The following is a 24,043-nucleotide window of genomic DNA, read 5'->3' as shown; positions in this document are numbered from 1 at the left end:
ACAAGGGAGCCTAGAAAGCCAGCTAGTATATCAGTCTTATGGCTGCCAATCGAACAAATAACCCGAGCATGTGATGAATTTACATCTCAATTGGTAACAAGGATCGCGATAGCGGCGTAAAATGCTATAACGCGTGCAGTTTTTGTTGTCTTATCTACTGCTTAATATTGCCAATAAGTTATACAATATGGGTTCAACTTTTGACGAATATTGAGTTATGGATATCTTTTCTGCTGCGGTAATGTTGTTTTTGATCATGGATCCCTTGGGTAACTTACCCATTTTTGCCTCGATTCTTCGTCATATTGAGCCTAAGAAGCGGCGCAGAGTCTTGGTGAGGGAACTGATCTTTGCGCTGATCATCATGATGCTGTTCCTGTTTGCCGGTGAGGCGATTCTCAGCTTTCTAAACCTACGTACCGAATCGGTCAGTATTGCCGGCGGCATCATACTGTTTCTGATCGCGATTCGTATGATCTTCCCTCAGCCTGGTGGAGTGGTGGGCTTGGCAGCAGGTGAAGAGCCCTTTATTGTGCCTATGGCGATTCCGCTGATGGCGGGCCCGTCAGTGTTGGCGGCCTTGATTCTACTGGCTCATACCGATAGTTCTCGCATGTTGGACTGGACTCTGGCCCTGTTGGCCGCTTGGGTGGCCAGCGCCGTGATCCTGCTCTTCTATAAGCTGTTTACTAAGCTTCTGGGTGAGAAGGGACTGACCGCAGTCGAGCGCTTGATGGGCATGGTGCTGGTGATGATCTCGGTGCAGATGTTCCTCGATGGCGTCGCTAACTATATCGAGCATACCAACTAAACCTTGCGTTACGCTTGCCTATAGCTTGGTTTGATTGACCCGAAGGTACAGCTTGTGCAATTACATTTTGGTCACCGCGTGTGGCCAAAATGGAGACTCATACGCTTGCCCAGGCGCAGTTAATTGCTCGTTCTCGTGCCTTCCTATTTCTGGCTTTTTCATTCTCCTTGCATCTGAAGTAGGACTCTGGGATTATCTGGATATTGTATCCAATAATAAGGCTCATCATGTTGCGTCCCATCTATCTGCTTGGCGTGCTGCTCACTTTCACCCTTAGCATAACTATTTGCTCATCGGTTACTGCATCTAGCAGTGATTATCGTGATCTGCTCAGCTATGGTGGCACGCCCAGTTCCATGGAACAGCGCGATCAGCAAGGCAATCTAACTATTCCTGCCGTTTATATGGATCAAGGTGCCTGGCACGGTTTTCACTTACCAGATACACCCGCCTATTACGGTAGCTTTACCGGGCCGCTGTTTATTGCCCAAGAATATAGCCTGCATCTCAGCGACAGCTTGCAACGCTTGCAGCTGTTTTCCCTCGATTCGGGGGAGCACATCGACCTGGCTCAGGCCAATAAGGTTGAGATCTATAGCGAGCCCTGGGGTCTGGTTCAGCGCTTTGTGTTTGAGCTATTTGAGTTAACTACCCGTCTGGACTATAGCGACAATCGCACCGCCATAGTTACCACCCATTTGCGTAACTTGAGTGATACTCCTCACTCATGGCAACTGAGCTGGTCAGGTAAGCCTTTCGAGAGTCACCCCAAGCTGAAGCAGTATCGTCTTATCGACAAGCGACTAGTGTCTGATGGCGGTGTTACCTGGCAGTTTACCCCTATAGATCAAACCTGGCAGATACAGCTCGATGATGCCAGCTATCAGCTGCTATTTGAGCAGGCGGTGGCTATCACTGCGGACGGCCAACAGGGCTATCGCGCCGACAGTGAGCCTGTAACCTTAACGCCAGGGGCGAGTGTGACGCTTCGCGCCGCTCACAGGTACTTTCATACAACGAACGAGGCTGAGCGTGCCGGTCCGTTAAACTGGATGACGGTGAGCGAGCGTCTGAGTGCTAATCAAGCAAGCTGGCAGAGGCGACTCGATAGCTTGATGTTGGGTGGTGACTTGGCGGCCAGGCGCTTAGCTGCCAAGAGTATGGTCACTCTACTGCACAACTGGCGCAGTCCTGCGGGCGCTCTGTTGCATGACGCCGTCACCCCCTCGGTGACTTATAAGTGGTTCAACGGCGTCTGGGCTTGGGACAGCTGGAAACAGGCGGTGGCGCTGGCACAGTTTGATCCTGAGCTAGCCAAGTCGAACGTGCTGGCGATGTTCGATTATCAGTTTGATGAGCAAGACACGCTGCGCCCGCAAGATGCGGGTAACCTACCTGATGCTATCTTCTATAACGCTGAGGCTAGCCGCGGTGGCAAAGGGGGCAATTGGAATGAGCGTAACGGCAAGCCGCCGCTGGCAGCTTGGGCCGTGTGGCAGATCTATCTACAGAGCCAAGATAGGGCTTTTGTCGCCAAGCTTTACCCCCAGCTAGTCGCCTATCATGAGTGGTGGTATCGCAACCGGGATCATAACCACAATGGGTTGGCGGAATATGGTGCCAATCGCCATCCTCGCCACGGTGAGCCGGGTAAGCCAGATAAAGAGGCGATGATCGAGGCGGCGGCCTGGGAGTCTGGCATGGATAATGCCCCTCGCTTCGATATCAGTGATGAGCTTAAAGTGCTGGAAAATTATGACGATAAGGGGCGACTACTTGGCTACTCAATCTCTCAGGAGTCGGTGGATCTTAACAGCTACCTGTATGCGGAGAAGGGCTATCTGGCGCAGATGGCTGAGTTGCAGGGATTTGATACCCAGGCGGCGACCTGGCGTCAGCAGGCTGAGCGATTGGGCGAGCTGATCCGCAGCGAGTTTTTCGATGCTCAGAGCGGCTTTTTCTACGATAGACGTTTCCATGGAGAGCACTCTCGTCTGATGCTAACCGAGGGTAAAGGGGTCGAGGGCTGGCTGCCGCTGTGGGCGGGTGCCGCCAGTGAGGCTCAGGCGCAGCAGATGATCGCCACTCAGCTCAGCCAATCAAGTTTTGCGACTAAGGTGCCATTTCCCACGGTGAGCGCTGATAACCCGGCGTTTGCCCCGACACGCTACTGGCGTGGCCCCGTTTGGTTGGATCAGGCGTTGTTTGGTCTGCAAGGGGTCTCCCGTTATGGTCAAGATGAGTTGGCGCGGCGACTCGCCATTCAATTGGTGAATCAGGCCGAAGGTGTGCTGACTCAGGCACCCATTAGGGAGAACTATGATCCCATCACGGGTGATGGTCTGCACTGCACTAACTTTAGCTGGTCAGCCTCAGTGTTACTGCTCATCTATCGTAGCTGGTTAATTGAGGCGGAGAGTGATGATAAAGCTGAATAGTCGTCGCAGGTTCTGCTGTACTCTGGCATGATCTCTACCCCTTTAGAGGAAAATAGCATGTTTGCTCTACTCTATAGGGGAAAATACTGTTAATGTCTTGTGGTGGACCTTGGGTGTTGTTACGTTTGCCGCAGAGCCAATGTTAACACCCAGCAGGCCGAGTCAGCGGCCACTTAACTCATCGCGTGTTTATGTTAGTGCCTATGGCGATGAGTTCGCTCCCTTCCCAAGTCCCCACTAAAATGATTAGAGATGGCTGTTAGCCTGAGGATCTCCAGCAGGGCTAAGCCCTGTCTGGGATAAAGGAATATATTAAGCATGAAGAGACAATGTTACCGTGTTGCGTTATCCGCATTGAGCCTTGCGCTGTTGTTAGTGGGTGCACAGGCCAATGCCGCGCCCCTCACCATGAAAGGGCTTGCCGATGCAGGCGTGATTAACGAACAGCAGATCCTCTACTGGTTGGTAAAGCGTGGTGAGCTGGCAGCCGATGCCAGTGAAGCTGAGAAGCGCGCCGCGGTTCAGGCCTATACCCAAAGAGCCAAGAGCTATCAGGAAAAAGGCGGTGTAGTGCAGGCCAAGCTTGAATCACAACAGCGTCTGCGTGAGAAGGCGCAGCAAAAGACACGTGTGATCTCTTTTACCTCGCCGCAGGCGGATGCGGATGTCACCAAGACGGTCAAGGTGCTTGGCGTGTTGATCGACTTTCCCGATCTGCCCCATGATAACAATCGCCTTACTGCCGCCGACAGCCCCATGTATTACGCGAGTTATCCCGTGTCGCACTATCAGGACTTGATGTTCTCGACCACAGGTTTTGCCGGGCCGCAAGGACAAAACTTGCTGACCGGGTATCAATATTATCAGGCGGAGTCTGGCGGCAGCTTTTACTTCACAGGTAAGGTTTATGGTTGGTATACCGCCAGTCAAAACGCCGCCTACTATGGTCAGAACGACTCTAACAACGGCGATGATGACATGGCGGTGCCTGAGCTGGTGAAAGAGGCTGTCACCCAGGCGCTGGCAAACATGACGCCAACTGAAATTGCGTCGTTCGACGTGGAAGATCCCTACGATCTCGACGGCGACGGCAACCTCAATGAAGCCGATGGCGATATCGACCATGTGATGCTGTTTCATTCCAGCATTGGTGAAGAGGCTGGTGGTGGCGTGCTGGGAGACGATGCCATCTGGTCTCACCGTTTCTATGTTTATGAGGGTGGTTCACCGGGTTACGAAATTCCGGGAACAGGTAAGAAGGTGTTTGGTTATACGGTGCAACCTATAGATGCCGCCGCAGGTGTGGTAGTGCACGAGTTTGGCCATGATCTTGGCCTGCCGGATGAATATGATACCAGTAACAGTGGCGACGGCTCGCCCGTCGGCTCCTGGTCTATCATGTCTGGTGGTAGCTGGACCGGCAGTATTCCTGGCAGTGAACCCGTAGGCTTTAGCCCTTATGCCCGCTCCTATCTGCAAAACAAGTACAAGGGTAAGTGGATAAATGAGACTCAGGTGGACCTAGCGTCTATCCCTGCTGGTGGCCAGGAGGTGCAGCTGGTCGAGGCGGTAAATGCCAATCAGGTTAACCAGATATCTATTCCCCTACCGGTAGACAATATTCCCTTTAAGCAGCCCTATGCCGGCAGCTATCAGTATTATTCGGGTCAGGGCCATCTGCTCAGCACTGCGGCCTCGTTTAGCCTGGATTTTCCGGCCAGTAGCAAGCTGACGCTAAAGATGAAGGCTCACTGGAGTATCGAGACAGATTACGACTATGTGCAGGTGAAGGTGGGTGATGTGCCGTTAGTGGGCAATCTCACTAAGGCGAGTAACAGCATCAATAATGCGAAAAATATCATCACGGGGAAATCTGCGGATGTGTCGGGCGCCGAAGGCAGCGATGCCTGGGTAGAATTGAGCTTTGACCTAAGTGCCTATGCAGGTAGCAGCGATCGCCAGATCAGTGTGGTCTATTTTACCGATGAGGCGGTGGGTGACTATGGCTTTGTATTCGATGAGCTGAAGCTGCTTGACGGTGATACTGTGGTGTATAGCGATGGCGCCGAAGAAGCGGGCGCTAAGGCGTTAACCGGCGGCTTTGCCCGTATCGATAATACCCGCCCAGGTAAGCCACGTCGTTATCTGGTGCAGCTGCGCAGCTATAATGGCGTCGATGTGGGCTTGAAGAGCCATGTCTATGAGCCAGGGGTCTTGTTGTGGCTGGAGAACTTTAACGAGTCAGACAACAACTCCAGCAGCCATCCTGGTAGCGGCCTGATAGGTGTGGTCGATGCAGATCAGATGCTTATCGGCACCAATGGCACGGCGACTCAGATCCGTGACGCCACCTTTAGCCTATACAATCAATCCACCTTTTTTGGTGATACCCATCTAGCCGGCAATAGCCTGTTCGATGATAGCCAGGATTATAGTGCGCCGCTGAAACCGCAGTCGGGCATCATATTGCCTGAATTGGGACTGACTATGGAGGTCGTGACACAGAGTGAGGATTCCAGCAGTGCCAAGGTGCGCTTCGAGTATTCCGGTACTCAGGCTCCGCCGCCAGCCCCCGAGTCGCTCAGCGCCGCGATCACTACCTCACAGCAGGGGGCGAGTGTTAGCTTTAGTGCTAACGTGACCGGTGGTGACGGCAACTATCAGTATGCCTGGAACTTTGGTGTGAGTGGTGCCGCTAGTACAGCATCAGCGCCAACCTATGTATATCTGTCATCGGGCAGTTATCAGGTCACCCTGACGGTAACCGATGGTGCGGGTGAGTCGGTAACGGCTAACACGCAAGTGACAGTGGTGATCAAACCGTTGGCCGAATTTAGCTATCAGGCCAGCGACCTGACCGTGACCTTTAGTAATCTGTCTAGCCAAGGGGTTGGAAACCTAAGTTATCACTGGTCGTTTGGTGATGGACAGACGAGCACGGCGACCTCGCCGACACACACCTATAGTGCAGGTGGGGCTTACACTGTTATTCTGACGGTAAACGATGAGGCCAATAATAAGTCGAGTAAGAGCCTGACGTTGACCGTGACCGCTCCGGTAGTGCAGCCGCCCGTGGTTGAGCCAGAAGTTAAGCAAGACTCAGGTGGTGGTAGCCTTGGTTGGCTCAGCTTATCCCTGCTGATGCTGCTAGGTCTGCGGCGTCGAAGCTAAAGAAAAACGCCTCATTAAGAGGCGTTTTTTTATGGCAGTCTTTCGATCAGTTGTCGCGCTTTGGGCAGAAATATTTCGCTGACGATCAACTGCTGCGCCTGGTGGCTAAAGTAGCGTCTGCGTCCCCAGAGGGGCTGCTGGCTATCTTGACTCAGTGAGTCGATCAAGTTAGCCAGGGAGTTGCAGGCAGTAAACTGACTGACCTCTATCTTGCCTGGGGTGAAGTCGCCGCTGGTAAACAACAGCTCGCCCAGTGGACGGGTGCCCAAGTTTAAGAAGTTATCTTGGGCCTTGTCCATCATGGTGCCGGGTACTAAGGTGCGGGCAAATACCCAGGGAATATTGTCGAGACAGAGCAGCACCTCGCGGATCCAGGCGGGTTGTTGCTCGGGAAGTTCGCCTGGGAAGGGCGATAACATATCCTCGCCCAGTACCTTAACCTCAAATTGGGTGCAGTGAGACTTGAGTTTTTGAGTTAAACTACCTGAAGCTAACAGCCATTCCCTAAAGGGTGTTGGGGGAAGTTGGGGAATTTGATCCGGTGAATGCCATTGAATGGATTCGCCATAGGGAAAGCTTAACCTAGTCACACTCATTAAATTCTCGGTACAATACTCAAAAACCTCAGCAGTTTATCACGATGAGGCTTTGATGTCGGTAATTAAAGCCTTACGTCTTAATGCCGTTAATAAGGTATCGGCCAAGCTGAAAAGCGGGTGTTGGCAATCAAATAATGAACGGAGTATTCGTCTGATATGAAAAAGTTTGCGCTGCTTATGCTGCTGTTGGTGACAAGTGTAGTGAGTCTGGGTGCCTTTGCCGAAGAGGAAGAGGTGATCGATACCTATGCTTATTATGGTTTCGAGCCAGATATTGTGACTAACTATATTTCCAACCGTAAGAAGTTGGGATTTGTGAAGATCAGCGTCGAGTTAATGGTCAAGGCGCCGGAAGATCTGATCGTTTTAGAGCATCATGATCCGCTATTACGCGCCGCCATCATAGAGATATTAGGTGCGCAGACTGAGGACAAGGTGAAATCTTTGACGGGAAAAGAGGAGATCCGCCGCGAGTGTTATGACACGCTTAACCGCCTGTTGGAGCTGGAGATAGGTCGGCCGCTTGTCGTCAACCTGCTGTTTACTAAATATCTGTACGATTAATGTTTTTTGGGCTGCATGCCAGCGTGTGCAGCCGGGATCTTCTTGATGACCCTCTCTCGCAAACCTGCGCGCCCTGGCGCAAAAAAATCTGTCTCTCAAAAGTTGACCTCTAAGACGTCTAAGCCGTCTAAGTCAAAGCCGCTCCCAAAGCCCAAGCTTAAGGCCACATCAGACAAGGCTCCCCGTCAGCCCAAGGGGCTGCATAAGCGTAATCTACACGCTCAGGGTTATGATTTTAATGCGCTGGTAGAGGCCACGCCGGCGCTTAAGCCCTATGTTCGCCCCAACCCTTATGGCAACTTGTCTATCGATTTTGCCGATCCTAAGGCGGTGAAACTGCTCAATCTGGCGCTGCTTAGGCTGCATTATGGGCTGAACTATTGGGATGTTCCCGAAGGTTTTCTCTGCCCGCCTATTCCTGGTCGAGTGGATTATCTGCATTATCTGGCGGATCTCCTGGCCGAATCGGCTCCTTCGAACAAGGGCGGCAAAGGCAAGGTGGCTAATGTGACGAAGGTGCCCAGAGGGGAGCGAGTGGTCGTTCTTGATATTGGCACGGGTGCCAATGGCATCTATCCGCTGCTGGGGAGTCAGGTCTATGGTTGGCGGTTTGTGGCCAGCGACATAGACCCAGTCTCCTTGGCGAACGTTGCGCAGATAATAGATAACAATCCTTCTCTCGAAGGTAAGCTGAGTCTGCGTCAGCAGCGAGACGCCAAGCAGATATTTACCGGTATCATCACGGCGCAAGACAGATTCGACCTGACCCTGTGTAATCCTCCTTTTCATGGCTCGCTGGAAGAGGCGAGTCGAGGCAGCGACCGTAAGCTGAAGAATCTGGCAGCCAATAAACGGGCTAAAGGTCATGAGGTGGCTGCAAATAAGCCTAAGTTGAATTTTGGCGGTCAGAAGGCCGAGCTTTGGCGTGAAGGCGGAGAACAGGCTTTTCTCAGCCAGATGATCAGCGAGAGTCAGGCGTTTGCGACTCAGTGCCTCTGGTTTACCTCCTTGGTGTCGAAGAAGGAAAACCTTAAGCCCTGTTATCGGCAGCTCGAGCGAGTCGGTGCTAAACAGGTGAAGACGCTGGAGATGGCTCAAGGTAACAAGTTGACCCGCGTGCTGGCCTGGACCTTCTTAACCCCTGAGCAGCAAGCCCTTTGGGGTCAGTATCGCGTTTAGTATTTCCAAAAGTTGGGGTGGAAGAGTACTGCCACCGTCAGGATCTCCAAGCGCCCCAGCAGCATGCCGATGGCCAATGACCACTTGGCAATATCTGGCAGGCTGGAGAAGTTCCCCGCCGGGCCGATCACTGGCCCAAGCCCGGGTCCCACATTGGTCACCGCCGTCACCGCGCCGGTGAAGCTAGTGGTGGGGTCGAGTCCCGTCGATACCAAGATCACTGATAACAGCACGATCACTAGCATAAACAGCAGAATAAAGGTGACGAGGGAACGCACGATATCCTCGGTAATGGGGCGGCTGTTGTAGCGCTCCTTGAAGATACCATTGGGATGGAACTGCTGTTTTAACTGTTCGCGCATGATGGCGATGGCTATTTGAAAACGGAAGATTTTAATCCCGCCCGAAGTTGATCCCGAGCAGCTACCGACAAACATCAAGAAAAGGAAGGCCACGTTGGCTAAGGCGCCCCAGGCGGTGTAGTCGGTCAGGCCATAACCTGTGGTGGTGACCACTGAGACCACGTTAAAGCTGGCCAGCCGCAGGGCATCGGCCGCTGTCATATCGTGTCCATGATAGAGCCAGAAGGCCAGGCTACAGGAGACGAATGCCAGGAAAATGAGATACCCCTTCACCTGGGCATCGTCCCAAATCCGTAGTGACTTTTGGGACAGGCTGTGAACGAACATCAATAGGGGCAAGCCGCCGGCCGCCATGAAGATAGTACCGACCCAGTGCGCGGGCTTAGAGAAGGCTGCCATGGAACTATCTGAGGTGGAGTAACCGCCGGTAGAGAGAGTCGTCATGGCATGGTTGATCGCCTCAAACCAGTTCATGCCAGCTAGATGATAAGCCAAGCCGCAGCAGACGGTCAGTATGATGTAGACATAGAAGAGGTGCTTGGCCATATCTTGGGTGCGAGGCACGGCCTTATCGCTCCAGTCGGAGGATTCGGTACGAAACAGCCGCATACCACCGACGTTGAGAAAGGGCAGAATGGCCACCGCCATCACGATAAAGCCTATCCCCCCCAGCCACTGCAACAGGGAGCGCCAAATCAGAATACTATGATCCATGTTGTCTAGGCCCGAGAGCACGGTAGACCCTGTGGTGGTGATCCCTGACATGGTCTCGAAGAAAGCGTCTGTGTAATTGATGCCGTGATAGAGGGTGAAGGGCATGGCCGCAAAGAGGCTGACGATAAACCAGGTCAGGCTGGTGAGCAGAAACATATCGCGGATATTCAGACGAATATCTTCACTTTGCCCCTGATGCATGCAGGCACTGGCGCAGGTGCCAGTGACCAGCGAGGCTATCATAAAGGCGCCCACGGTCTCTTCGCCATAGATTAAGGCGAAGACCAGTGGGATAAACATAAAGGCGGTCAGGGTCGATAAAAACACGCCTAAGATGAAGAGTAGCGGCCGGTAATTTAGCATCTCGGGTTGAGTCTTTGCATCTTCTTGGCTTAGAAGAAGAATGCACTAGGCTGGAATAGTTTTTCAACTTCGCCGATAAACTTCTTGTTCACCAGGAAGAGGATCACGTGGTCGCCTTGCTCGATAACTGTCTTGTCGTGGGCCATCAATACTTCGTCATCGCGGACGATAGCGCCTATGGTGGTGCCGGGAGGCAGCTTGATCTCGCTGACCTGCTTGCCCACCACTTTAGAGGTGCTGGGGTCGCCGTGGGCGATGGCTTCGATCGCTTCGGCGGCGCCGCGTCTCAAGGAGTAGACGTTACAGATATCCCCCTGACGAATATGGGTCAGCAGCGCCGAAATGGTTGCCTGCTGTGGCGAGATGGCAATATCGATATTGGCCTCTTGGACGATATCCACATAGGCCTCACGTTGGATCAATACCATCACCTTCTTGGCGCCCATGCGTTTGGCTAGCAAGGCGGCCATGATATTGGCCTCGTCATCGTTGGTGACCGCAATAAACACGTCGGTTTGGTCGATATGCTCTTCGAGCAGCAGCTCCTGATCTGAGGCGTCACCACAAAAAACTGTGGTATTTTCCAGTTTTTCCGACAGTGCTTCGGCACGCTCCTGTTTGTGTTCGATCAACTTGACGGCGTGATTGCGTTGCAGCTGTTTGGCCAGCCCCAGCCCTATGTTACCGCCACCGGCAATCATGATGTTGCGATAGGTATTATCCAGCTTCTGCATCTCACTCATCACTGCGCGCACGTGGCGGCTGTCGGCGACGAAGAAGACCTCATCGTCCGCCTCAATGATGGTGGTGCCGCGTGGCATGATCGGACGCCCTTGTCTGAAAATGGCGGCGACACGGGTATCAATATTAGGCATATGTTCGCGCAGGGCAGCCAGAGCGTTGCCCACCAAGGGGCCGCCGTAGTAAGCGCGCACGGCCACTAGGCTTAAGCGCCCTTCGGCAAACTCCAGCACCTGCAGGGCGCCAGGGTATTCCACCAGACGGCGAATGTAGGAGGTCACCAGCTGCTCGGGGGCGATCAATTCATCTATGATGAAGCCACCGCGCGGGCGATTTTCGCTTTGCTTGGTTTCGCTGTCGATAAAGAGTTTGTCTCTTAGCGCCAGGTACTGCTCCGAGCGGATACGGGCGATCTTAGTGGGGGTACCGTAAAGGGAATAAGCTATCTGGCAGGCCGCCATGTTGCATTCATCGCTGTTGGTTACGGCAATTAACATATCGGCGTCTTCGGCGCCGGCGTCCTTGAGGACGCCTGGGTGGGCACCATGGCCCAGCACGACGCGCAAGTCATACTTGTCCTGCAGCGAGCGCAGCCGTTCGCGGTCATTGTCGACTATGGTGATATCGTTGTTTTCACCAACCAGGTTTTCCGCTAATGTACCGCCGACCTGACCTGCACCTAATATGATAATTTTCATAGCCTAACGTTATCCCTTAACCAAGCGAACGTAGTAAAACCCATCCATATTGTCCTGGCCAGGTATGATTTGCCAGCCAATGTCATCGCGGTTTTGTTGTTGTGCGATAGGAACCAGGGTTGCGTCTTGGGTTCTCGCTAAGAATGCGTCGATCTGCTCGGCGTTTTCTTGCGGTAAAATTGAGCATGTAGCATACAAGAGTGTGCCACCGGGTTTAAGCCACTGCCAGCAATGATCCAAAATTTGTGACTGCAATGTGGCCAGCTCTTCGATATCGGCCTGCTTTCTGAGCCACTTGATGTCGGGATGACGACGGATCACGCCTGTGGCGGAGCAAGGTGCGTCCAGCAGGATGCGATCAAATTTATCGCCCTGCCACCAGGTGTCTATCTTGGCGGCGTCGCCATGCACTAACTTGGCTTTAAGGTTTAATCTGTCAAGGTTCTGCTGCACCCGCTCCAGGCGTTTGGCATCGAAATCGACCGCAACCAGCTCTATGCTTGGCTCACTTTCCAGCAGATGACAGCTCTTGCCGCCAGGGGCGGCGCAGGCATCGAGAATCAGCTCATTAGCTTGGGGAGCTAACAGACTGGCGGCCCACTGAGCGGCACCATCTTGTACCGAGGCTGCGCCGTCAGCAAAGCCGGGTAGCAGGCTAACATCTTTTGGACTCTCTAGCAGAATAGCGTTGTCACTCATTCCTGCTGTTGCCCCTATCTCCTGTTCGGCCAGCTGTGCCAGATAGTGTTCCCGGCTCTGGGATAACTGATTGTTACGCAGCCACATAGGCGGGCGTTGATGGCTCTGGGCGATCACTTCTTGCCAGCTGTCTGGATAGGCGGCCTTGAGGCGTTTGATCAACCAGGCGGGAGTGTTAAAGGCTAGCGTCTCATTATCTTCTGGCAGTGGTTTCTGGTTACGCTGCAGATTACGCAGTACGCCGTTGACTACCTTGACCAGTCCCTCAAACTTGAGCTGACGACAGGCTTCGGCTGTCTCAGAGATCGCCGCGTGGCTCGGGATGCGGGTAAAGTAGAGTTGATAACAGCCGACAAGTAATAATTGGTGCACGATCCGCTGCTTGCCTTTGAGCGGCTTGCTCATGCAATCACTCACCAGCTTATCGAGCTGAGGTAGGTGGCGCATCACGCCGTAGCAGAGTTCGGCCAGTAGCGCCTTGTCTTTGCCGCTCGAGAGTCGCTGTTGCTGTTCCGGCAAGGCCACCGACAGAGAAACCCCTTTTTCCAATACTTGAAAGACGACATGAGCGGCTAGGGCACGTAGATTCTTCATGCCTTCGCCTCGTCTGACGTCTCGACACCTTGCAGTTGCGTGCCAGGTGTAAACCAGTCACCACGGGAATTGAGTATGTCGGCGACCGGCATGGCTTTCTTACCCGGCAGCTGCATCACCTCAAGGATGAGCGCGCCTTCGCCAGTGGCCACCGCTATGCCCTGCTTATCCGCGCTGATGATAGTGCCAGGGGCCTGCTGGCTTGTGTCGTGAGACACGCTGGCCTGCCATACCTTGACCACGGCATCTTGGTGAGGAAAGTGGCTGGCGGGCCAAGGATTAAAGGCGCGGACTTCACGCCACAACTGCTGCGCCGGCTTGCGCCAGTCAATCAATGCCTCTTCTTTGCTGAGTTTCTCGGCGTAGTTGGCTAAGGCTTCATCTTGTGGCTCGGGTGTGAGACTGCCTTCGGCCAGACCTTCTAGCGCCTGAATCAGGGCGCTTGGCCCCTGCTCGGCCAGTTTCTCATACAGGCTGGCAGAGGTGTCACTGTCTTCGATAGGCAGGTGGGTCTTAAGCAGCATATCGCCAGTATCCAGGCCGATATCCATCTGCATTATGGTCACCCCCGTTGCTTCATCGCCCGCCCAAAGCGCTCTTTGTATCGGCGCTGCGCCGCGCCAGCGGGGCAAAATTGAACCATGAACATTGATACAACCCAGTCTTGGAGTGTCGAGTACTACCTGGGGTAAGATAAGCCCATAGGCGACAACCACCATGATGTCGGCACCGAGAGCAGCGAGTTCTGCCTGGGCTTCCTCGTTTCTCAGGCTCACGGGCTGGTAGACGGGGATATCATGCTCGAGTGCCAAGGCCTTTACCGGGCTGGCCTGTAGCTTCTTGCCTCGGCCCGCAGGTCGGTCTGGTTGGGAGTAAACCCCGATAACCTGATGTTCTGAATCGATTAACGCTTGTAAATGGCGTGCCGCAAAATCTGGCGTGCCCGCAAAGAGTATCTTGAGTGGTTTCAAATGAGGCTTATCCTTGTTTGGCTTCGAGGCGAGCGGCTTTTTCGAGTTTCTGTTTGATACGCTGACGCTTGAGGGGCGAGAGGTAGTCAACAAACAGTTTGCCATTGAGGTGGTCAAGCTCATGTTGCAGGCAGATAGCGAATAGGCCATCAGCCTCTAAAGTGAACTCGTTGCCATCTCTGTCCAACGCTTTGATGGTGACAAATTCGGCACGGTCGACTTTGGCGTAGATGCCGGGCACCGACAGACAACCTTCTTCGTTGCAAAAATCGCCACTTTTATCAATTATCTCCAAATTAATGAAAACCTTAGGGCGTTCTACGTCATCTTGCAGGTCCATGACGATTAATTGATGATGATAATCAACCTGGGTCGCTGCCAGACCAATTCCCTTCTCTTCATACATGGTTTCGAACATATTATCGATTTGTGTCTGAAGCTCAGCGTTAAATTCTGTAATTGGCTTGGCAATCGTGCGTAAGCGCTCATCGGGAAAGCGTAAAACTTTTAGTAAACTCATACATAAACTCTTAACAAGTCTGTCAAATTCGAGACAGTTGGTTATACTGACTTAGGCTAATGGGTTAATTTTAATCCTTAGTGGCATTCAATAACAGTAAAAGCTCTATATAAAGGGCAAACAGCATGGATACCCCCATGAAACGACTAATTTTACTCGGTTTAATGATTTTTAGTAGTTCGTTAGTTGTCGCGGATACCTTGACATTGAAGTCCGGTCATCCCGATTCGTATGTGGTGCAGAAAGGCGATACCCTTTGGGATATATCAGCTCATTTTCTTAAGGACCCTTGGCGTTGGCCTAAGCTCTGGGGGGCCAACCCACAGATCGCCAACCCGCACCTTATCTATCCAGGAGACAGGCTGACATTAGTCTTTATCGACGGTGAACCTAGGTTGGTCGTCAAGCCTCATGTTCGCAAGAGTCCCGAAGGACGTGTCTTGCCCAAAGGTGGCGCGATTCCTGCCGTAGACCTTAGCCTGATTCAGCCCTATCTGGTGCAAAACCGTGTGGTTGACGACGAGTGGTTCGATGAACAACCTATGGTTATGGGCGGCGAGAGTGAGTCTAGGCACCATGTGACTGACGATGTTATCTATGTCCAAGGTGAGTTGACTCTGGGTGACAAATTTGGTGTTTACGCCAAGGGTCGTCAGTTTGAAGATGCAGAGTCTGGCGATGATTTGGGACTGGAGGTGATTTTGACCGCCAGCGGCCGAGTGATCGAGTCTGGACCTGTCTCTAAAGTACGTCTCCTGAGCAATATGCGTGAGACCAAGGCGGGTTATCGGGTACTGCCTATTGAGGATGACTCTTTGATGTCAGCCTACTTTATGCCTAAGGCCGCGACTACGCCGGGCACAGTGCTCGCATCCGATAAAGATACGCGTGAAATGGGCAAACTCGATGTGGTCTATATCGACCGTGGCAGCCAAGATGGTGTCGAGCCCGGCCATGTGTTCTCAATCTTCCGAGATGGTGCCGAGGTCGTTATCGACGGTGAAGGTAAGCCAGTGCAGCCGACCGACCGCAGTGCCTATGAACAGATGTTGGCCAGTATCTCGTCTGATAATGCAGTGAAGATGCCTGATATCTATCGTGGCAAACTCATGGTGTTTAAGGTATTTGACCGAGTCAGCATGGGGCTTATTCTGATCAATGAGAAGCCGGTGCGCGTGCATGACAAGTTGGTGCAACCGGATACCCTGTTAGCAAGCGAGTAGTGCCATTGAAACAAAACTGGTCGATTGGCTAGTTGTTTGTGCTGTACCCGGGTTAGGACCGGCCCGGGTGAAACAATTATTAAACTACATGGATGTAGCGGAGCTCAGGCAAAGACTGGAGCATGAACCCGATGCATTGCCCTTGCCTGAGCGACTATTAAAAGGGGCGCTATCGCCTGACTTTTCGCTGGTCGAACAAGCGTTAGATTGGCAAGACGCCGCGCCCCATCATCATCTGCTTTGCCCTCAAGATCCTTTTTATCCCAGTCTACTCCTACAGATTTGCGATCCTCCGCCAGTGCTTTTTGTTAAAGGCGATCTCAATGCCTTAATGTTACCTAGCATCGCCATGGTTGGCAGCCGTGCGGCTTCGCAATCAGGATTAGCGGTAAGCTATCAACTGGCGCAAGAGTTGGCGGCGAGCGGCATTGGCGTCACCAGCGGTATGGCGGCCGGGATAGATGGCGCTGCGCACCAGGGCGTGCTGGATGCAAATGGCGTTACCCTGGCCGTGCTTGGGACCGGAGTAGAGGTTGTTTATCCTAAGCGTCACAGGCCCATTTATGACAAGATTCAGCAGTCGGGTTGTGTGATCAGTGAGTTTTGGCCCCAAGTGAAACCCTATGCCGGCAATTTCCCCAAGCGTAATCGCATCATTAGCGGGCTGTCACTTGGTGTGGTTGTCGTCGAAGCGGCGCGTAAGAGTGGTTCGCTTATCACTGCGCGTTTGGCGCTTGAACAGGGTCGAGAGGTGTTTGCTGTGCCGGGTAATATCTTGGCAGGGGATCACCAAGGCTGTCATGATTTGTTACGAGATGGCGCTAAATTAGTGGAGTGCGTCGCCGATATTATTGAAGAGGTTGCAGCTTTATCAAACTTTCACCTTGAAGAGTTGCATCGTCGTCACCATATAGGGGAGGAGTTAGCTTCTGATTTGCCATTTGCCTCGCTGTTAGCTAGTGTAGGTTATGAGGCCACACCATTAGATGTGGTGGTCGAGCATAGTGGAAAAACGATAGAGCTAGTATTAGAGCAGTTGCTTGAACTTGAACTACAAGGTTGGGTTTCAGCTGTACCCGGTGGTTATATAAGACTTAAGAGGAGCTAGCCATGTTCGATATCCTCATGTATCTATTTGAAAACTATGTGCACAGTGAGGTCGAGTTACTGGTCGATGAAGACGAGTTAACCCAAGAGCTGACACGCGCTGGTTTTCATCAATCTGCGATCATCAAGGCGTTGGCCTGGTTGGAACACTTGGCGTCGCTACAAGAAAGTGATCAACCCTACCTATGTAATCATGATCAACACTCTTTCCGTATCTATACTCAGGCCGAGATGGATAAGTTAGACGTTGAGTGTCGTGGCTTCTTACTCTTCTTAGAGCAGATTAAGGTGCTGAATGTCGAGCTGCGCGAGATGGTGATCGATCGTGTAATGGAGCTGGATGAGCCAGCACTGATTTTAGAAGATCTTAAGTGGGTGATCCTGATGGTGTTGTTTAATGTACCGGGCAATGAGTCGGCCTATGAACAGATGGAAGATCTGATCTTTGAACAGCCTGACGGTCGGTTACACTCTTAATAAACTCGATTCGGATATAGAGAAGGAGGCCTGGGCCTCCTTTTTTAATGGCAGGCTAAAAGTGTTGATGCGCTTCATTTAATTTAAGATGGGCCGGCATCAGGTAGTTACGATAGGCGTAGCGATTGAGTTTGTTGATCTTGGGCGTGTTGTCGCTTTCGCCCTCGTTAAAATCGGCGACCTGATCAGCCAACCAGTTTGAGAAGGCCGCTTGTTCCTTACTTAGCTCATTGAGCAGTTTCTCATACCCTTCGAAGTAATCTGTCTTTAGGTAGTGACTAAGTTTTACTAAAGCTTCAGGGTGATGTTCGGCCAGGAATCGAATGGCCATGTAACTCCACTTGTAGGTTCTGTCGAGGCCATCCTTATATTCAGTGGCGAAGATGGTTTTAAGATCCGGCGCCTCAGTGAGTTTGGCTTTAATTACCTTTAGGGTCGATGGATTGTCGTTACCCTTGGATACGTATTCGGCCAGCCCTTCCGACCACCACACCAACTTGCTAGGGAAGTGGCCGAAACCGCCATATTTCACGAATCTGCCGTCAAGGTAATGGATATACTCATGGTTGAGATTCCAGATGGCAAACTCGGGCGCAATCCAATACTGGCGATAGGCAAAGAAGCTGGCCTGATTGTCAGGGTTCGACGGTGTGCCCTCGATATACATGCCGCCGTTATCTGTGCTGATATCAAACAGAAGCTGACCATAGGCGTTGTACTGACTCCAGTTTTTAAAGGCCACCACCTGCAGCGCATTATTGTAATCATTGGCTGTCGCTTGGTGTTGAGTCTTAAGGAGTTGATGAAAGTTTGCCTCCTGTGAGGTGAGCTTAGTACAGCTAATCGACAGTTCTTCTGGCGTCAGATCTTGCGCCAAGATATACAGGCTCTCTGAGCATTGATGGCGTATCGGCAAGATTTGCGACAGCTCAGGGATCTGGCAAATCGTGCTGCGGTTTATACAGGCTTCCTGCCCGGCGAAGGCATTAACATGATAGCCCAAGGTATAGGTAGTCTTGGCGGCATCTCCCCGCTGGGCAACATCCCTTTCGGCGAGCCTGGCCATGGCATCGTCTAGTGCCTGTTCGGCTGCGGTCGTTTTTCCCTCTTCGCTGCTGGGTAGCGCCAGACGGTATAACCCCAGTGCCCAATAGGCATTGGCTCTGGGCCAATCTTGCTGATCGCGCAGACTGAGTGGTGAGGCCGCATAGTCGAGCAGGGGCTTATCCAGCTCGGCGGCAATCAATTGCTGATTGAGTGCGCCATCAGGTTGTTTGCGCGCAACGTTCAGTAGCATGCCATAGGCTCTCAAGGTCTCCCAGAGTGCATAATCTGAGGCCTGACTCGGCGATTGCTTGCTGGTGCGTGCGAGTTGCTGGTTGAGCAAAGGCAACAATCTACCTAGCTGCTCGGCGTGTTCATCATTGTCGTAGTAACGATATAGGGTGACGGCAAAATGCTCCTGCAATCTGGGTGATTGAGCGATCAGCTTGCTTCTGCCCAATTGACTCAGCGCACTCGTGAGTGCGGCGTAGTCAGTGTCGGTCAGCGTATCAGTGGGACCGAAATAGCTAAAAGCCCTAAGGTAATAGAGCAGAGCGTCGAGGCTCTCCTCATCCTGACGCTGGTTTATGGCTTGCACAGACCGCTCGAAGCTGGCCTTATCGAGCAAAGGATTATCATGACTAAAGAGTTGTTGTTGAGGCAAGGCGCGCAGTTCGTCAGTGAAAGCAGGGCTTGGCTGCGGAGGGGTTGTGCTACAGCCGAGTAATAGGCTAGGCCCGAGAAGTAAAAGCGCGCGAAGTGATGGGTGAAGCATAGAGTCTCCTTGTTATTTTGCATACAATATATTTCAATGCGACAAAGAAGACTAGTTATAATTAACCCTAGATTAGATTCCCAAGGTGATGCCGAGCTTGGTAAAATGGCCAGCATCCAAGTTTGCAGAGAAAACCATGTCCAAGATAGATGATCAGCTGTTCAGTTCACACGAGCATGCGCTTGAGAAAGAGTATGAACTCTGTCCTAAGTGTGGTTGTGAGCTGTCGGTAAAAAACAGTAAGCATGGTGGTTTCATTGGCTGCAACAACTATCCAAGTTGTGACTATACCCGCCCCTTGGTGCACCATGAGTCTATTGAGACCCAGGTGATCGAAGGTTCTGAGTGCCCGGAGTGTGGCGCCGAATTGGCGGTGAAATCGGGTCGCTTTGGTATTTTCATCGGTTGTACCCGATATCCAGACTGTAAACATATCGAGAAGCATGATCAGGAAGATCAGGCCGAGGCGATTCCCTGTCCTAGCTGTCATAAGGGCGTTATGGAACATAGAACCAGCCGTTTCGGTAAAAGCTTTTACGCCTGTAGTGCCTATCCTAAGTGCAAGTTTTTGGTGAATTACCCTCCGGTGAAGGAAACCTGCCCCGACTGCGGTTTCGGTCTTTTGGTTGAACGCAAGGGCGCTGCGGGGATGCGTCTCGAATGCCCGCAAAAGGCTTGCAAGTATAAACGTCCTCTGCCTTAAGCGGCTTTCCAGCATTGTTCGTATTAGCTTTGTCTGTATAATCTCGACAAATATGGTCAAGTTGACCCTGATTGAACACTGCAAGGTAGGATGACATGTTACAGCAAGATCCTTGTGCCCTGGTTGAAACGGTTATGCAGGGAGGCGTTATTGCCTATCCGACCGAAGCCGTTTATGGGCTGGGTTGTGATCCCGACAATGATGAGGCGATTCAGAAGCTGCTGGATTTGAAGCAGCGCCCCTGGCAAAAGGGATTGATTCTGGTCGCCAGCGACTTTTCTCAATTGACACCCTATATCGATCAGTCTGTGCTCACTGAGCAGCAGCTAGAGTTTGCCTTTAGCAAGTGGCCGGGTCCATTCACCTTTATCATGCCCAAGCAGCCAGGGTTATCCAAGCTGTTGAGTGGCCAGTTCGATTCACTGGCGGTACGAGTCTCCAACCATGCTGGCGTGCAGGCGTTATGCCAGGCCCTGAGTAAGCCCATCGTCTCGACCAGCGCCAACTTGACCGGCGAAGATCCAGCCATGACTGCGCAAGAGGTGATCAGGCAGTTTGATGGCAAGATAGATGGGCTGGTGGCAGGAAGTCTGGGTGCAGAGCCAAAGCCATCCACCATTATCGATGTGATTAGCGGTAAAATTTTACGATAACCATAACAAGGAATTTTTATGAAGCCCGATGCCACTCAAGTCAAAGCCTTCTTACTCGAACTGCAGCAAAGGATTTGTGACGGTTTGGAACAACTCGACGGTGAGGCCAAATTTGTGGCTGATTCCTGGACGCGCGAAGAGGGCGGTGGTGGCACGAGTCGTGTACTGACACAGGGCAAGGTATTTGAGCAGGCGGGAGTTAACTTTTCCCATGTCACGGGGGCGGCCATGCCTGCATCGGCGACAGCCCATCGCCCCGAATTGGCCGGACGCAGTTTCGAAGCCATGGGCGTCTCATTGGTTATCCACCCCAATAACCCATATGTTCCGACAACCCATGCCAATGTACGTTTCTTTATTGCCGAAAAAGAGGGCGCCGATCCTGTCTGGTGGTTTGGTGGCGGTTTCGACCTAACCCCCTATTACCCATTTGAAGAGGATGTCGTGGCTTGGCATCAGAGCGCCAAGGCGTTATGTGAGCCTTTCGGTGAGGACGTTTATCCGAAATATAAGAAGTGGTGCGACGAGTATTTCTTCCTGCCCCATCGTAACGAGACCCGTGGTGTCGGCGGACTCTTCTTCGACGATCTTAACGAGCCTGGGTTTGAAAACAGCTTTGCCTTTATGCAGGCGGTGGGTGAGGGTTTCTTAAAAGCTTATGCGCCTATCGTTGAGAAGCGCAAAGAGACCGCGTATGGTGAGCGCGAGCGTGACTTCCAGCTTTATCGTCGTGGTCGTTACGTGGAGTTTAACTTAGTGTACGACAGAGGCACACTCTTTGGCCTGCAAACCGGCGGGCGCACCGAGTCTATCCTGATGTCTATGCCGCCGTTGGTGCGCTGGCAATATGCCTACACGCCAGAGGCGGGCAGCCCTGAAGCCAAACTCTATACAGATTTTCTAACGCCAAGAGAGTGGTTAGAGGCGTAAGCCCTCTAGAATAATAAAGGGCTCGATTGAGCCCTTTTTCTATCACAGCGACAACATCATTGGTTGCGCATGTGGTCGGCCAGTGTGGATATCGCCTGGTAGATCGCTTCTCTATGTTGCGGTTCTTTTATCTCTATCGCCAGGGCTCGCTCCATGCACAGAAGCCATTGATCGCGCATCGCTTCATCTATGCTAAAGGGCATATGTCTGGCACGTAGCGCCGGGTGACCATGACGTTGATGATACAGCTGCGGGCCCCCTAGCCAGCCACTCAGAAATTCAAACAGCTTCTGCTCAGATTCGGCAATTGGTGCGCTATGCATGGCAAGTAAGCTCTGCGTCTCAGGATTGGTTTGCATCTGATGGTAGAACTGTTTGGCGAGCGCTCGAATCACCTTTTCACCACCAATCCTATCGTAGGCGTTGGATTGCTGTGGATCCCGTTCGGTCGCAGGTTTAGTTATCAACTTTTTTAACCACTTCATCTGACTCTCTCGCCGTATCTCATGCTCTAAAGGGTGTCGTTGAGCGGCACACTAGCCTATTCTCCGTCAGCAATCAATCTGGATGCCTGTGAAGATAATGCATGGCTATGCCCTTTGCTTAGCGAGAAAAGCTCAGTAGACTGAGGGCATCAGGAGTCACAGAGACGAGTTTCCCATGACGCAAGAGGTCACGCCGGATAGGTACGCGGTGTTTGGTCACCCCATAGGCCATAGTAAATCCCCTTTTATTCATCAAATGTTTGCCGCCTCTACCGGAGAGTCTGTCTCCTATGAAGCGATTTTGGCGCCGCTGGATGGCTTTGCAGAGTCTTTGCAGACCTTTTTCGTTAAAGGTGGTAAGGGAGCCAATGTGACCCTGCCATTCAAAGAGCAGGCCTTTGCCCTGTGCGACTGTCTTGGACAGGAGGCTAAGCTTGCCGGCGCAGTCAATACTCTGAGCCTGTTACCAGATGGTCGTATTAAGGGAGATAACACCGATGGCCTGGGATTGGTTGCCGATTTAACCCGTCACCTAGGATCATTAAGTGGGAAAAGCGTGCTGCTTATAGGTGCTGGTGGCGCAGCCCGTGGTGCCATATTGCCGTTACTGAATGCTGGCATAAAGTCTTTGGCAATTCATAATCGTACTCAGAGTAAGGCGGAGCAGCTAGCGGCCACCTTTAATACTTATGGACCAGTCGAGGCGAAAACCTTAGCCGAGCTGACCCACAGCTTCGATCTGGTGATCAACTCTACCTCTGCAAGTTTGAGCGGTGAGTTGCCAGCACTGCCAGAGGCTATCATTGATCCACATTCGGTCTGCTACGATATGATGTATGGCCGTGAGGTTACCGCCTTTAATCGATGGGCGAGTGATCTAGGGGTTGCCATGACGATTGATGGGCTAGGCATGCTAGTGGGGCAGGCCGCGAAAAGTTTCGCCATCTGGCGTGGGGTTGAACCCGAGGTGCAGCCTGTCATTGATAAGTTGCGTAGCGAGTTAACGGCAATGTCATGATCCTTAATGGCGATAGGAGTGAAAAGCCATGAATCAAAGCATCATATTTACCGAACATCTAAGCTGGGAGCCAAGCCTAAACGCGATCCATTTTACGGCGCAGCAACAAGGGGTCGTGATTGACTGCTATATAGGGCAAAAGGTATTGGAGCATCTTGCGGCAGAGAAGATTAACAACAGTGAGCAGGCAATCATGCTGTTTGAGCAGTACCGCTTCGACATTGAGGAGCAGGCCGAGAAGTTAATTGAGCAGGAATCGTTTGATGTTCAAGGCCATATCCAGGTCGAACGAGTCGACTAATATTGCCTTAATCTGGGTATCTTGGCGCCGGGCATCCGGCGCCAAAAGGATCGAGTGCAATTCCCAATCTTTGCTTAGGTTGGCAAATCCTGTAATGCCTCTTCAATATACTCATTTTTGAGACGTACATAATTGTCTGCCGATTCCGGCAAAAATTTTATCTCGGCCTCGGTCAATGCTCTTACCTTCTTGGCGGGGCTACCTACATAAAGGTGTCCGCTCTCGAGTGTCTTACCCGGTGGTACTAAGGAGCCTGCGCCTAAGATCACATCGTCTTCGATAATGGCACCATCTAAGATGATGGCACCCATACCGATAAGGATACGATTCCCGACGCGGCAGCCATGTAACATCGCCTTATGACCTATGGTAACGTCATCGCCGATTAAGAGTGGATGCCCTTCGGGACGAGTTGCCGATTTACGGGTGACATGTAGCACTGTGCCATCTTGCACATTTGAACGTTTGCCTATCTTTATATGATTTACATCGCCGCGAGCGGCGACCAAGGGCCAGATGCTGGCATCTGTGTCTAATGTGATATCTCCGACAAGTACGCAAGCCTCGTCAATATATACACTGGCATCAAATTTCGGGCTGACGCCCTTATAAGCACGGATTGATTTTGTCACGGCTTGGTCCTTAAAACGGCTAAAAGAGTGAGGATAGCCCAGTATAATGGGTAAAAAGTAGCTGGTCAGGCTAAAAAGCATGCAAACAATGCAAAAGTAGCACTTTTCTTTAAAAAAGCCCTTGCGTAAAAGTTTCTGCTCCCTATAATGCGCTCCCACTGACACGGCAAACAGCGTCGCTTAGCGATGATAACAGCCTTCAGATGGTAAGAGTGAAAAGTTGAAAAACTTCTTAAAAATCACTTGACGCCGACAGGGAGAAGCGTAGAAT

The 24,043-nt window shown here is 52.0% G+C and carries 22 protein-coding genes; 13 read left to right on the top strand and 9 right to left on the bottom strand.

The window, feature by feature from the left end; genetic code table 11:
- The first annotated feature begins 217 nt into the window (after positions 1-217).
- The 3 genes from NY07_RS16495 to NY07_RS16485 all read left to right on the top strand — a co-directional run bounded on the left by NY07_RS16495 (position 218) and on the right by NY07_RS16485 (position 6,420).
- Positions 218-811 carry a YhgN family NAAT transporter gene (locus NY07_RS16495; RefSeq protein ID WP_033540462.1) on the top strand — a complete coding sequence of 198 codons (594 nt, stop codon included), beginning with the start codon at positions 218-220 and terminating at the stop codon, positions 809-811.
- 227 nt (positions 812-1,038) lie between these two features.
- The gene (locus NY07_RS16490; protein ID WP_033540461.1) at positions 1,039-3,249 is read left to right on the top strand and encodes an MGH1-like glycoside hydrolase domain-containing protein; all 2,211 of its coding nucleotides are present in this window, start codon (positions 1,039-1,041) and stop codon (positions 3,247-3,249) included.
- 318 nt (positions 3,250-3,567) lie between these two features.
- Positions 3,568-6,420, top strand: a complete 2,853-nt coding sequence (locus NY07_RS16485) for an immune inhibitor A domain-containing protein (protein ID WP_033540460.1) — start codon at positions 3,568-3,570, stop codon at positions 6,418-6,420.
- 29 nt (positions 6,421-6,449) lie between these two features.
- On the opposite strand, the gene NY07_RS16480 is transcribed toward NY07_RS16485, so the two are convergent.
- A complete protein-coding gene (locus tag NY07_RS16480; protein WP_033540459.1) occupies positions 6,450-7,016 on the bottom strand; it encodes a chorismate--pyruvate lyase family protein in 567 nt (188 codons plus the stop codon).
- 159 nt (positions 7,017-7,175) lie between these two features.
- On the opposite strand from NY07_RS16480, the gene NY07_RS16475 reads away from it, so the two are divergent.
- Positions 7,176-7,583, top strand: coding sequence for a flagellar basal body-associated protein FliL (locus tag NY07_RS16475; RefSeq protein WP_033540458.1), 408 nt, complete (start codon positions 7,176-7,178; stop codon positions 7,581-7,583).
- Positions 7,584-7,628: 45 nt separating this feature from the next.
- Positions 7,629-8,762 carry a 23S rRNA (adenine(1618)-N(6))-methyltransferase RlmF gene (gene rlmF, locus NY07_RS16470; RefSeq protein ID WP_033540457.1) on the top strand — a complete coding sequence of 378 codons (1,134 nt, stop codon included), beginning with the start codon at positions 7,629-7,631 and terminating at the stop codon, positions 8,760-8,762.
- On the opposite strand, the gene NY07_RS16465 is transcribed toward rlmF, so the two are convergent.
- The 5 genes from NY07_RS16465 to def are packed head-to-tail and all read right to left on the bottom strand — an operon-like array spanning position 8,759 to position 14,424.
- A complete protein-coding gene (locus NY07_RS16465) occupies positions 8,759-10,201 on the bottom strand; it encodes a TrkH family potassium uptake protein (protein ID WP_033540456.1) in 1,443 nt (480 codons plus the stop codon). The two genes, rlmF and NY07_RS16465, sit on opposite strands and share 4 nt — an antisense overlap.
- A 29-nt stretch (positions 10,202-10,230) precedes the next feature.
- Positions 10,231-11,640 carry a Trk system potassium transporter TrkA gene (trkA, locus tag NY07_RS16460; protein ID WP_033540455.1) on the bottom strand — a complete coding sequence of 470 codons (1,410 nt, stop codon included), beginning with the start codon at positions 11,638-11,640 and terminating at the stop codon, positions 10,231-10,233.
- Between the two features lie 9 nt (positions 11,641-11,649).
- The gene (gene rsmB / locus NY07_RS16455) at positions 11,650-12,933 is read right to left on the bottom strand and encodes a 16S rRNA (cytosine(967)-C(5))-methyltransferase RsmB (protein ID WP_033540454.1); all 1,284 of its coding nucleotides are present in this window, start codon (positions 12,931-12,933) and stop codon (positions 11,650-11,652) included.
- The gene (gene fmt / locus NY07_RS16450; protein ID WP_033540453.1) at positions 12,930-13,904 is read right to left on the bottom strand and encodes a methionyl-tRNA formyltransferase; all 975 of its coding nucleotides are present in this window, start codon (positions 13,902-13,904) and stop codon (positions 12,930-12,932) included. Before fmt ends, rsmB begins: the two co-directional genes overlap by 4 nt.
- 7 nt (positions 13,905-13,911) lie before the next feature.
- Positions 13,912-14,424, bottom strand: a complete 513-nt coding sequence (gene def, locus NY07_RS16445; protein WP_033540452.1) for a peptide deformylase — start codon at positions 14,422-14,424, stop codon at positions 13,912-13,914.
- Positions 14,425-14,549: 125 nt separating this feature from the next.
- Between def and NY07_RS16440 the strand changes: the two genes are divergently transcribed.
- From NY07_RS16440 to NY07_RS16430, 3 genes are all read left to right on the top strand, one after another.
- Positions 14,550-15,647 (top strand): LysM peptidoglycan-binding domain-containing protein, encoded by a 1,098-nt coding sequence (locus NY07_RS16440; protein ID WP_033540451.1) that lies wholly within the window; start codon positions 14,550-14,552, stop codon positions 15,645-15,647.
- An 88-nt stretch (positions 15,648-15,735) separates the two neighbouring features.
- Complete coding sequence (gene dprA, locus NY07_RS16435) at positions 15,736-16,755, top strand: DNA-processing protein DprA (protein ID WP_033540450.1); 1,020 nt, start codon at positions 15,736-15,738, stop codon at positions 16,753-16,755.
- Positions 16,756-16,757: 2 nt separating this feature from the next.
- Positions 16,758-17,231, top strand: coding sequence for a DUF494 family protein (locus NY07_RS16430; RefSeq protein WP_033540449.1), 474 nt, complete (start codon positions 16,758-16,760; stop codon positions 17,229-17,231).
- Positions 17,232-17,286: 55 nt separating this feature from the next.
- Here NY07_RS16430 and NY07_RS16425 read toward each other — a convergent pair whose 3' ends face one another.
- A complete protein-coding gene (locus NY07_RS16425; RefSeq protein WP_033540448.1) occupies positions 17,287-19,050 on the bottom strand; it encodes a collagenase in 1,764 nt (587 codons plus the stop codon).
- 136 nt (positions 19,051-19,186) lie between these two features.
- On the opposite strand from NY07_RS16425, the gene NY07_RS16420 reads away from it, so the two are divergent.
- The 3 genes from NY07_RS16420 (at position 19,187) to hemF (ending at position 21,336) form a co-directional block, all read left to right on the top strand.
- A complete protein-coding gene (locus tag NY07_RS16420; protein ID WP_033540493.1) occupies positions 19,187-19,753 on the top strand; it encodes a DNA topoisomerase family protein in 567 nt (188 codons plus the stop codon).
- Positions 19,754-19,848: 95 nt separating this feature from the next.
- Positions 19,849-20,406 (top strand): L-threonylcarbamoyladenylate synthase, encoded by a 558-nt coding sequence (locus NY07_RS16415; protein ID WP_033540447.1) that lies wholly within the window; start codon positions 19,849-19,851, stop codon positions 20,404-20,406.
- A gap of 18 nt (positions 20,407-20,424) precedes the next feature.
- Positions 20,425-21,336, top strand: a complete 912-nt coding sequence (hemF, locus tag NY07_RS16410) for an oxygen-dependent coproporphyrinogen oxidase (protein WP_033540446.1) — start codon at positions 20,425-20,427, stop codon at positions 21,334-21,336.
- A 56-nt stretch (positions 21,337-21,392) separates the two neighbouring features.
- Here the strand turns inward: hemF and NY07_RS16405 are convergent, their stop codons facing one another.
- Complete coding sequence (locus tag NY07_RS16405; RefSeq protein ID WP_033540445.1) at positions 21,393-21,821, bottom strand: group II truncated hemoglobin; 429 nt, start codon at positions 21,819-21,821, stop codon at positions 21,393-21,395.
- Positions 21,822-21,996: 175 nt separating this feature from the next.
- On the opposite strand from NY07_RS16405, the gene aroE reads away from it, so the two are divergent.
- Positions 21,997-22,839: a shikimate dehydrogenase gene (aroE, locus tag NY07_RS16400; RefSeq protein ID WP_033540444.1), complete on the top strand. Its 843-nt coding sequence runs from the start codon at positions 21,997-21,999 to the stop codon at positions 22,837-22,839.
- A gap of 28 nt (positions 22,840-22,867) precedes the next feature.
- Positions 22,868-23,140 (top strand): DUF1488 domain-containing protein, encoded by a 273-nt coding sequence (locus NY07_RS16395; RefSeq protein WP_033540443.1) that lies wholly within the window; start codon positions 22,868-22,870, stop codon positions 23,138-23,140.
- A gap of 74 nt (positions 23,141-23,214) precedes the next feature.
- Here the strand turns inward: NY07_RS16395 and NY07_RS16390 are convergent, their stop codons facing one another.
- On the bottom strand, positions 23,215-23,772 hold the full coding sequence (locus NY07_RS16390; RefSeq protein WP_033540492.1) for a gamma carbonic anhydrase family protein: 558 nt from the start codon (positions 23,770-23,772) through the stop codon (positions 23,215-23,217).
- Between the last annotated feature and the right edge of the window lie 271 nt (positions 23,773-24,043).

Source organism: Shewanella sp. ECSMB14101 (genome assembly GCF_000773485.1).
In the GTDB taxonomy this organism is placed as follows: Bacteria; Pseudomonadota; Gammaproteobacteria; order Enterobacterales; family Shewanellaceae; genus Shewanella; species Shewanella marisflavi.
This window is presented reverse-complemented; position numbering and strand designations above follow the sequence as displayed.

Bases quoted from the DNA above. Each gene is read 5' to 3' on its own strand.
- rsmB (WP_033540454.1), bottom strand. From the start codon at position 12,933: ATGAAGAATCTACGTGCCCTAGCCGCTCATGTCGTCTTTCAAGTATTG.
- NY07_RS16415 (WP_033540447.1), top strand. From the start codon at position 19,849: ATGTTACAGCAAGATCCTTGTGCCCTGGTTGAAACGGTTATGCAGGGA.
- aroE (WP_033540444.1), top strand. From the start codon at position 21,997: ATGACGCAAGAGGTCACGCCGGATAGGTACGCGGTGTTTGGTCACCCC.
- NY07_RS16485 (WP_033540460.1), top strand. From the start codon at position 3,568: ATGAAGAGACAATGTTACCGTGTTGCGTTATCCGCATTGAGCCTTGCG.
- dprA (WP_033540450.1), top strand. From the start codon at position 15,736: ATGGATGTAGCGGAGCTCAGGCAAAGACTGGAGCATGAACCCGATGCA.
- NY07_RS16440 (WP_033540451.1), top strand. From the start codon at position 14,550: ATGGATACCCCCATGAAACGACTAATTTTACTCGGTTTAATGATTTTT.
- rlmF (WP_033540457.1), top strand. From the start codon at position 7,629: ATGACCCTCTCTCGCAAACCTGCGCGCCCTGGCGCAAAAAAATCTGTC.
- NY07_RS16475 (WP_033540458.1), top strand. From the start codon at position 7,176: ATGAAAAAGTTTGCGCTGCTTATGCTGCTGTTGGTGACAAGTGTAGTG.
- NY07_RS16465 (WP_033540456.1), bottom strand. From the start codon at position 10,201: ATGCTAAATTACCGGCCGCTACTCTTCATCTTAGGCGTGTTTTTATCG.
- NY07_RS16425 (WP_033540448.1), bottom strand. From the start codon at position 19,050: ATGCTTCACCCATCACTTCGCGCGCTTTTACTTCTCGGGCCTAGCCTA.
- def (WP_033540452.1), bottom strand. From the start codon at position 14,424: ATGAGTTTACTAAAAGTTTTACGCTTTCCCGATGAGCGCTTACGCACG.
- trkA (WP_033540455.1), bottom strand. From the start codon at position 11,640: ATGAAAATTATCATATTAGGTGCAGGTCAGGTCGGCGGTACATTAGCG.
- hemF (WP_033540446.1), top strand. From the start codon at position 20,425: ATGAAGCCCGATGCCACTCAAGTCAAAGCCTTCTTACTCGAACTGCAG.
- NY07_RS16480 (WP_033540459.1), bottom strand. From the start codon at position 7,016: ATGAGTGTGACTAGGTTAAGCTTTCCCTATGGCGAATCCATTCAATGG.
- NY07_RS16490 (WP_033540461.1), top strand. From the start codon at position 1,039: ATGTTGCGTCCCATCTATCTGCTTGGCGTGCTGCTCACTTTCACCCTT.
- NY07_RS16405 (WP_033540445.1), bottom strand. From the start codon at position 21,821: ATGAAGTGGTTAAAAAAGTTGATAACTAAACCTGCGACCGAACGGGAT.
- NY07_RS16395 (WP_033540443.1), top strand. From the start codon at position 22,868: ATGAATCAAAGCATCATATTTACCGAACATCTAAGCTGGGAGCCAAGC.
- NY07_RS16420 (WP_033540493.1), top strand. From the start codon at position 19,187: ATGTCCAAGATAGATGATCAGCTGTTCAGTTCACACGAGCATGCGCTT.
- NY07_RS16495 (WP_033540462.1), top strand. From the start codon at position 218: ATGGATATCTTTTCTGCTGCGGTAATGTTGTTTTTGATCATGGATCCC.
- NY07_RS16430 (WP_033540449.1), top strand. From the start codon at position 16,758: ATGTTCGATATCCTCATGTATCTATTTGAAAACTATGTGCACAGTGAG.